Annotated in this window: 3 protein-coding genes; 1 reads left to right on the forward strand and 2 read right to left on the reverse strand. The window is 73.6% G+C overall.

What is annotated here, in order from left to right:
• Positions 1-49: 49 nt before the first annotated feature.
• Together ABZ842_RS36835 and ABZ842_RS36840 are read right to left on the reverse strand one after the other, a co-directional pair.
• On the reverse strand, positions 50-1,699 hold the full coding sequence (locus ABZ842_RS36835; protein WP_361547508.1) for an aminotransferase class III-fold pyridoxal phosphate-dependent enzyme: 1,650 nt from the start codon (positions 1,697-1,699) through the stop codon (positions 50-52).
• Positions 1,700-1,827: 128 nt separating this feature from the next.
• The gene (locus tag ABZ842_RS36840; RefSeq protein ID WP_361547511.1) at positions 1,828-2,256 is read right to left on the reverse strand and encodes a nuclear transport factor 2 family protein; all 429 of its coding nucleotides are present in this window, start codon (positions 2,254-2,256) and stop codon (positions 1,828-1,830) included.
• Positions 2,257-2,609: 353 nt separating this feature from the next.
• Between ABZ842_RS36840 and ABZ842_RS36845 the strand changes: the two genes are divergently transcribed.
• Positions 2,610-9,291, forward strand: a 6,682-nt coding sequence (locus tag ABZ842_RS36845) for a type I polyketide synthase (protein WP_361547514.1), incomplete at its 3' end; no start/stop codon positions are given.

Genomic DNA, 9,291 nt, shown 5'->3' on the forward strand with positions numbered 1-9,291 from the left:
ACGCGCAGGACACCGGGCTCGGGACGAGCGGCCCGCACCTGCGGCGCCCTCACGGGCCGAGGAACGCCCGCCCGTCCCCCTCCCGCAACACCGTGCACAACTCCCGCAAGGCCCCCTCCAACTGCTGCACCTCGCCCTCCGTGAGCAGGATCGAAGGCTCGAAGCGGAGAGTGTTCACGGCGCTCGCGGTGGGGAATGTCCGGATGCGGTGGGCCCGCAGCAGATAGCCGGAGACCAGATAGCCGAACGTGCCCGCGCGGGCCGCCTCGCGGATCGCCGCCACGGCCGCCCCGGACTGGTCGTGGAACTCCAACCCCAGCATCAAGCCCGTGCCCCGGACGTCCTTGACCACGTCGGGGAACGCCGCCCGCAGCTCGTCGAACACCTCGGTCAGCCGCTCGCCCCACTGCCGCGCCAGCCGGTACGCCCGGCCGTCGCCGGCCTCCAGCACCTCCAGCGTGCGCAGCGCGACCGTGGAGGAGAAGGTGTCCTTGGCGAACGTCGAGGTGTGCACCAGCTCGAACTCCGGCCGGTAACGGCTGCCCCTGATCAAGGTCACGGCCGTCTTGGCGATCCCGCCGCCCAGGCTCTTGGCGAGGGTGTAGTAGTCCGCGCGCAGCCCGACGAGGGAGCTGGCGAGGAAGGCGCCCGTGCGTCCCATGCCGCTCTGGATCTCGTCGACGACGACGGGGCAGTCGGCGTCGGCGCACAGCCGCTGGATCTCCCGCGCGGCGCCGCGAGGGAGGGCCCTGATGCCGCCCTCGCCCTGGATCGCCTCGCAGACGAACGCCCCGAGGACCGGGAAGCCCCGTTCCACCAAACGGACTTCGCCGCTCTCCACCACCACGTCCAGGAGGGTGCCCCGCTCCTGCTCGAAGACCTCGCCCAGGGCCTCCGGCCGGTCGAAGGGGACGAACCTCGCCGGCGCGGCCAGCGCTGCGAAGGGCGTGCGGTACCCCGCGTTGTGGGTCAGCTGCACGCTGCCGATGAGCTTGCCGTGGAAGGAGCCCTCCAAGGCGAGGAAGAGCGGCGGCCGGGCCGAGCGCCGGGCGTTCTCCCGCTGGACCGCGTCCACCAACCGCTCGCCATCGGCGACGCCGTCCCCGTTCCCCGTCCCGTTCCCCGTCCCGTTCCCCGGCTCGTCCGGCGCTGCGTCGATGCCGAGGGCCGCGCGCGCCGAGTCCGCCACCTTCGCGTCACCTGCGCGCACCGCATCGGCCGCGGCGACCACATGCCCGGCGATCTCCTCCAAGATCACCTGCACCTTCGCGACCCGGTCGAACTCGGCGTGCTTGAGGGCCACTTCGACGGACTCGGCGCCACTGTTGGAGAAGACCGAGAAGTACGGCTCCTTCGTGCCGAGTTCCCGTTGGACGACGGAGTTCAACAGCGCGGCCAGCGCACTCGCGGCGGGCTGCCGCGAGCCCTGCGCCAGCGTCGGCGTGCCGGCGTCCAAGAACGCGCGAACGGCGGCCACCACGTCCGGATGGTTGTGCCCCAGGACGAGCGCGCCGTATCCACCGGCGAAGTCGAGGACGGCCCGCTCCGAGCCGTCTTCGTCGACGAAGAAGAGGGTGTTCCCCTCGCCCCGCACGTACTCGACGCCCAAGCCGAGCGAAGTGAGCCACTGGAGCAACATCGGGTCGGCGAACTCAGGGAGTTCCGGTTCGTGCACGGTCGACGGCACGTCTGAGGTCATGGGCTGACGATAATCGCGCAGCCCGAGCTCCCCTTCTCTCCGCGGTCATCGACCGGTAAGCGGGCCGTTTCCGGTAGCGCGTGCAGCAACTCGCCCTGCAGCAATAGGAGGATGTGACGCGCCTATGGTTACTCGCTCGTCGACGCCCCGGGGCCGGCGCCGCCGAAGGGGTTGTCGACGACGAAGCGCCACGTCCCGTCAGCGCCCAGCCGCAGCACGTCGACGCCTGTGCCCGCCATCCGCTCCGTCCCCCCGCCCCCGTCCTCCGCAGCGTCGATCTCGATCGACCAGTCGATGACCAGCAGCGCCGTGTCATCGGTGACGAACGCCTCCCGGAGTTCGGCGGTCATCCGGGGGCCGAGTGCGAGGAACGCGGCCAGGGAATCCCTGCGGGCCCGTCCCGTCAGCGGATTCCCCGGCTCCCATACGGAGATCGCGTCCTGTGCGTACAGCCGGTCCAGTCGTTCGACGTCACCCGAGTTGAACGCCTGGAGATAGCGCCTGCCCAGCTCCACGGCGCCGGCGGTGGGGTCCGTTTCGTCGGTCGTCTCGGCCATGTCGATGTGCTCCCACTGTCTCGGGCGCGGCGGTTGCGCGGCATGAGGTCGGAAGGCGGAAGTCAGAAGGCGGAAGTCAGAAGGTCGAATTCGCGTCCTGAAACCTATCCGACCGGTCGTCATCGAACGGTCACCGGCGGACCATCGAAGGACCACACCGACCGCCCAAGGCGCTGATGACCCGGGCGTTACCGGGCGGCGGGGCCGTGCCGGTGATACTGCTCCACACATTCCCGCGCGCCTTCCTGATTTCCCCCATCGCCGAACCCCGAATCCCACCCCGTGTGCCTTGCTCGCCGCCGTCGAGCGGTCCGGTCATGAAGGAATTCACCCGACAAGGAATTCACCCGATCATGAAGAAGATCGCTGTCGTAGGGCTGTCCTGCCGGCTGCCGGGTGCGCCCGGCCCCCTGGCGTTCTGGGAGTTGCTGCGTTCTGGGGGCAACGGCATCAGCCGACGGCCGGACGGCCGACGCGGCGGCTTCCTCACCGACGTGGACGCCTTCGACGCCGGGTTCTTCGGGCTGTCGCCGAGGGAAGCGGCAGCCATGGATCCGCAACAGCGGCTCGTGCTCGAACTGGCCTGGGAGGCGCTGGAGGACGCCGGCACGGTGCCCGGTGCCCTCGCCGGGAGCCGGGCCGGAGTGTTCGTCGGCGCCTCCCGCGACGACTACGCCCGGCTGGTGTACCGACACGGCGCCGACGCGATCACGCAGTACAGCATGGCCGGCCTCAACCGCGGCGTCATCGCGAACCGGGTCTCCCACCACCTCGACCTGCGCGGCCCCAGCTTCACCGTGGACACCGCGCAGTCCTCGTCGCTCGTCGCGGTCCACCTCGCCTGCGAGAGCCTGCGCTCGGGCGAGTGCCCGACCGCGCTCGTCGCGGGCGTGAACCTGAGCGTCCTCGCCGAGCAGCGCATCACCGAAGAACGCTTCGGCGGGCTGTCCCCGGACGGCACCTGCTACGCCTTCGACGCCCGCGCCAACGGCTTCGTCCCCGGCGAGGGCGGCGCCGCCGTCGTCCTCAAGCCGCTGGACTCGGCGCTGGCCGACGGCGACCGCGTCTACGGCGTCCTCCACGGCAGCGCCGTCAACAACGACGGCGCCACCACCGGCCTGACCGTACCGAGCGGGCCCGCTCAGGAGCAGGTGATCCGCCGAGCGTACGAGGGCAGCGGCATCGACGCCCGCAGCGTGCAGTACGTCGAAGCGCACGGCACCGGCACGCCCGTCGGCGACCCCGTCGAAGCCGCCGCGCTGGGCGCCGCACTCGGCGCGGCCCGCCCCGCCGACGACCCGCTGCGCATCGGCTCGGCCAAGACCAACATCGGCCACCTCGAAGGCGCCGCCGGCCTCGTCGGACTGCTGAAGACGCTGCTCGGCCTGTACCACCGGGAGCTGCCCCCGAGCCGTAACTTCGACACGCCCAACCCCGCCATCCCCTTCGCCGAGCTGGGCCTGACCGTGCAGCGCACGGTCACCCCGTGGCCGCACCCGGACCGGGACCCGGTGGCCGGGGTCAGCTCGTTCGGCATGGGCGGCGCCAACTGCCACGTGGTGGTGGGCGCGGCGCCCACCACCACCGTCGCACGGGGCCGCGAGCAGCGCACCGCGGCGCCCGCCGTCGTGCCGTGGGTCGTCACGGGCCGCGGCGCCGCCGCCCTCCGAGCCCAGGCCCGCCGCCTGGGCGACGCCGTGCGCGCCGGCCGCACCGGGGCCGACGCCGTCGACACCGGCTGGTCGCTCGCCACCACCCGGACCGCGTTCGACCACCGCGCGGTCGTCCTCGCGGACGGCCGGGGCGAGCGCGAAGACGTCGTCGCGGAGCTGCTGCGCGGGCTCGACACCGTGGCCGACGGGGCGTCCTCGCTCGACGCGGTGTCCGGCACGGCGCGCCCGGGGCGGCTCGCCGTCCTGTTCAGCGGGCAGGGCAGCCAGCGGACGCTGATGGGCGCCGAGCTGTACGCGACGCACCCGGCGTTCGCCGAAGCGTTCGACGACGTCTGCGGGCACCTCGACCCGCTCATCGGCCGCGGGCTCGCCGAGGTCATAGGGTCCGGCGCCGGTCTGGACGACACCCGTTTCACCCAGCCCGCGCTGTTCGCCCTGGAAGTCGCCCTGTTCCGACTGGTGCAGTCCTGGGGAGTGCGGCCCGACCTGCTCGCCGGGCACTCCGTCGGCGAGGTCGCCGCGGCGCACGTCGCCGGGATCCTCTCCCTGGCGGACGCCTGCGCCCTGGTCGAAGCCCGGGGCCGGCTGATGGCGGCGCTGCCTCCCGGCGGCGCCATGTTCGCCGTGGAGGCCACCGAGGACGAGGTGCGGTCCCTGGTGGGCCCGCGGGTCGCCGTCGCCGCGGTCAACGGACCCCGCGCCGTCGTCCTGTCCGGAGCCGCCGAACCGACCGCCCGCATCGCGGCGCGGCTCGCCGCCGACGGCCGCAGGACCACCCGGCTCCAGGTCTCCCACGCCTTCCACTCGCCCCTCGTGGAACCGGTGTTGGCGGACTTCCGCGCGGTCGTGGAGACCCTGCGGTTCCACCGGCCTACCACGACCGTCGTCTCCACGGTCACCGGACTCCCGGTCGACGACGGCCTGATGTCCGCGCCCGAGTACTGGGTGGAGCAAGTACGCCGCCCGGTGCGCTTCTTCGACGCCGTACGCGCCATGGAGTCCGCGGGCACCACCACCTACCTCGAACTCGGGCCCGACGCCGTCTGCTCCGCCATGGCCGCCGCGTCGGTGCGCGACCCCGCAGCGGCGGCCCAGACGTCCGCACTGCGCGCCGACCGCCACGAGGCCCGCACCCTGGTGGCCGCCCTGGCGACCGTGTTCGTACGCGGCGGAAACGTCGACTGGAGCGTCCCGTACGCCACCACCGGCGCACGCCGCACCGAACTGCCCACCTACGCCTTCCAGCGCGAGCGGCACTGGTTCGACGCGGCCGAGCCCGCGGCCGGGCACGCGCCGCCACCCGAGCAGGGCCCGCCGCGGGACGCCGAAGCCCTCGCCGACGTGGTGTCCGCCCACGTCGCAGCCGTACTCGGCCACGTCGACCGACGGCGGATCGAACCGCACCGCACCTTCGGAGAGCTGGGGTTCGACTCCCTGACGGCCGAACAACTGAGCACCGAGCTGTCCGCCGCCACCGGACTGCACCTGGCCGGCGGACTCCTCTACGACCATCCCACGCCCGCCGCGCTCGTCGCTCATCTGACGAGCCTGCTCCCCCACGGGGATGCCCACCGAGCTGCGGAGGTGCAGACGCCACCGCTCACGCCGCCGTACGGCACCGAACCCGTCGCCGTCGTCGGCATGGCCTGCCGCTACCCCGGCGCCGTCACCTCCCCCGAGGACCTGTGGCAACTCGTGGTCGACGGCGTGGACGCCGTGACGGAGTTCCCCGCCGACCGCGGCTGGCCAGACGCACCCCACGGCGGGAACCCCAGCGCCGACCCCGCCGTCCGCCGGGGCGGCTTCCTCGACGGCGCGGGGGACTTCGACGCCGAGTTCTTCGGGATCTCCCCGCGCGAAGCCCTCGGCATGGACCCGCAGCAACGGCTGCTCCTCGAAACCGCGTGGGAGGCGGTGGAGCGGGCCGGCATCGACCCGCGCACCCTCAACGCCACCCGCACCAGCGTCTTCGTCGGCGCCACGACCCTCGACTACGGCCCCCGGATGCACGAAGCTGACGACGCCGCCCAAGGGCACGTCCTCACCGGCACCGCGTCCAGCGTCATGTCCGGCCGCATCGCCCACCACCTGGGACTCGTCGGACCCGCCGTCACCGTCGACACCGCCTGCTCGTCGTCCCTGGTCGCCCTGCACATGGCGGTCCGCTCCCTGCGCAGCGGCGAATCTGCCCTGGCGCTCGCCGGCGGCGTCGCCGTGATGTCGTCGCCCGGGATGTTCGTGGAGTTCTCCCGCCAGGGCGGCCTCGCCCCCGACGGCCGCAGCAAGGCGTTCTCCGCGGACGCCGACGGCACCTCGTGGAGCGAGGGCGCGGGCCTGCTCCTGTTGGAACGCCTCGACGACGCACGCCGCAACGGCCACCGGGTGCTGGCCGTGATCCGCGGCAGCGCCGTCAACCAGGACGGCGCCTCCAACGGACTGACCGCACCCAACGGCCCCTCGCAACAGCGCGTCATGCGCGAGGCACTGGCCGACGCCGGACTGACCCCGGCCGACGTCGACGCCGTCGAGGCCCACGGCACCGGCACCCGACTCGGCGACCCCATCGAAGCCGAAGCCCTCCTCGCCACCTACGGCAGCGGGCGCGCCGGCCGTGCGCCGGTGTACCTCGGCAGCCTGAAGTCCAACATCGGCCACGCCCAGGCAGCCGCGGGCGTCGGCGGCGTCATCAAGATGGTCCTGGCCCTGCGCCACGGGGTGCTCCCGCGCACCCTGCACGTCCACGAGCCCACCCCGCACGTCGACTGGCGACGCGGCGATGCGGCCCTCCTCACCGAACAGCGACCCTGGCCCGCGACGGACCGCCCCAGGCGAGCCGCGGTCTCCTCCTTCGGCATCAGCGGCACCAACGCCCACGTCGTCATCGAGCAGGCCGCCGACGACACGTCCCCGCATGCCCCGAATCCGGACGACGACACATCCCCGCAGGCCGTGAGTCCGGACAACGACACCTCACCGCACTCCCTGAGCCCAGGCGACGGCCCGGCACCCGTCGTCCCCTGGGCGGTCTCCGGCCGCACCGATGCGGCGCTACGCGCCCAGGCCGCCCGTCTGCACCACCGGCTGAGCCGCGGCCCGTTCGACCCCGCCGACGTCGCGCACGCCCTCGCCGCGACCCGTACGGACTTCGAGGAACGGGCCGTCGTCACCGGCAGCCGCCCCGCCGACCTGCTCAGCGGGCTCGACGCGCTCGCACGGGGCGCGCAGTCACCCCGTGTGGTGCGCGGCAGTGCGACGTCCCCGGCGCGTACGGCCCTCCTCTTCACCGGCCAGGGCGCACAGCGCGTCGGCATGGGCCGGGAGCTGTACCGGGCCCACCCCGAGTTCGCCGCGGCCTTCGACGCCGTGTGCGCGGCGCTGGACGCGTACCTCGACCGACCGTTGACCTCCGTCGTCCACCTCGACGGTCCCGCCCGCACCGACTCGCTGGACCGGACCGAGTTCGCCCAGCCGGCGCTCTTCGCCTTCGAGGTCGCCCTCGCGCGGCTGCTGGCCCACCACGGCCTGACCCCCGACAGCGTGGCCGGCCACTCCGTCGGCGAACTGGCCGCCGCCCACGTCGCCGGCCTGTGGTCGCTCCCCGACGCCGCCCGACTGGTCACCGCCAGGGGACGGTTGATGCAGTCGGCCCCCGCGGGCGGCGCGATGTTCGCCGTGCAGGCGACGGAGGAGGAGGTCCGGGAGACCCTGGCGGACCGGCCCGCGGTCGTCCTCGCCGCCGTCAACGGCCCCGACGCCGTGGTGGTCTCGGGCGACGCCGACGCGGCCGAAGCGGTCGCAGCCGTCTGGCGGGCCCGCGGCCGGCGCACCCGACGGCTCGCCGTGAGCCACGCCTTCCACTCGCCCCACATGGACGGTGTGCTGGACGACTTCCGGGCCGTGGCCGATAGCGTCACCTACCGCACGCCCCGGATCCCGCTCGTTTCCACCGTCACGGGCGAGATCGCCGACGAGGAAGAACTGCGTTCCCCGGCCTACTGGGTGCGTCAGCTACGGGAACCCGTCCGCTTCCTGGACGCCGTGCGCACACTGGAGGCCGTAGGCGCCGACGTCCTGCTGGAGGTCGGCCCCGACGCCGTCCTCACGGCCGCGGCCACGGATTCCCTGCGCGGAGCCACGACGACCGCCGTGCCGCTCCAGCGCGCGGGCCGGTCCGAACCCGAGGCGTACGTCACCGGGCTCGCCCGCGCCCACACCGCCGGCGCGCGGACCGACCTGGCCGCCTTCTTCCCCGGCGCAGCACCCGTCGACCTGCCCACGTACGCCTTCCAACGGCACCGCTACTGGCTGCGGACCACCGGGCGCGGCGACGCCCGGCACCTGGGGCTCGACCCGGCGCGGCACCCGCTGCTCGCCACGGCCGTCGAACTCGCCGACCGCGACGAGACCGTGTTCACCAGCGCGCTGTCACTGGACGAACACCCGTGGTTGGGTGACCACCGCGTGGGTGGCGCGGTGCTCGTGCCGGCGACCCTCTTCCTGGAACTAGCCCTCGCTGCCGCCGAACACAGCGGTGCCGACGAGGTCGCCGAGCTCACCCTGGAATCCCCGCTGGTCCTGCCGGAGCGCGGCGGCGTACGCCTTCAGGTCACGATCGCAGCCCCGGACGCCGCCGACCGTCGCCCGTTCACGGTGCACTCGGCCCCCGCCGAAGCCCCGGACACGGGCGCGTCGGACACCGGCGCCTCGGACACGGGGAAGGGGGCAGCGCGGAGCTGGGTCCGGCACGCCTCCGGCTCGTTGGGGCCTTCGGCGCCCAGCAGGACGGGCGAGCAGGACCCGCTTCCGTGGCCGCCGCCGGGCGCCGCCCCGGAACCGGTCGCCGACGCCTACGAGCGGCTCGCGGCCATCGGATACGAGTACGGGCCGGCCTTCCAGGGGCTGCACGCGCTGTGGCGCGCGGGCGACGACCTCTACGCCGAACTGCGGCTCGGCTCCGACGAGCGGACCGGTCCCGAGGGCTTCGTGTTGCATCCGGCGCTGCTCGACGCGGTCCTGCACCCGCTCGTCCTGGCCGCTGCCGACCCGGACCGTCCGGAGTCGATCAGCCTGCCGTTCGCCTGGACCGGCGTGGCCGCCGCCCGGGAGACCGGGGTGACGGAGCTACGGGCCCGGATCTCGCCGACCGGTCCGGACACCTTCCGGCTCGCGCTCGCCGACGGCCGGGGAACGCCCGTCGCCTCGGTGGAGTCGCTGGCGCTGCGACCGGTGTCCCGTCAGGCGCTGAGCGGTTCGGATGACGTCGTCGCTGACGGTTTGTTTGGGGTGGTGTGGGAGCGGGTGGGTGTGTCGTTGGTGGGTGGTGGTGGGTGGGTGGAGTTGGGGGTGGGTGGGGTGTTGCCGG

This window comes from Streptomyces sp. NPDC047315 (genome assembly GCF_040643215.1).
Classification (GTDB): domain Bacteria; phylum Actinomycetota; class Actinomycetes; order Streptomycetales; family Streptomycetaceae; genus Streptomyces.

What these genes read in the sequence shown, in the direction of transcription:
- ABZ842_RS36835 (WP_361547508.1), bottom strand. Translation starts at nt 1,699, where the DNA reads ATGACCTCAGACGTGCCGTCGACCGTGCACGAACCGGAACTCCCTGAG.
- ABZ842_RS36840 (WP_361547511.1), bottom strand. Translation starts at nt 2,256, where the DNA reads ATGGCCGAGACGACCGACGAAACGGACCCCACCGCCGGCGCCGTGGAG.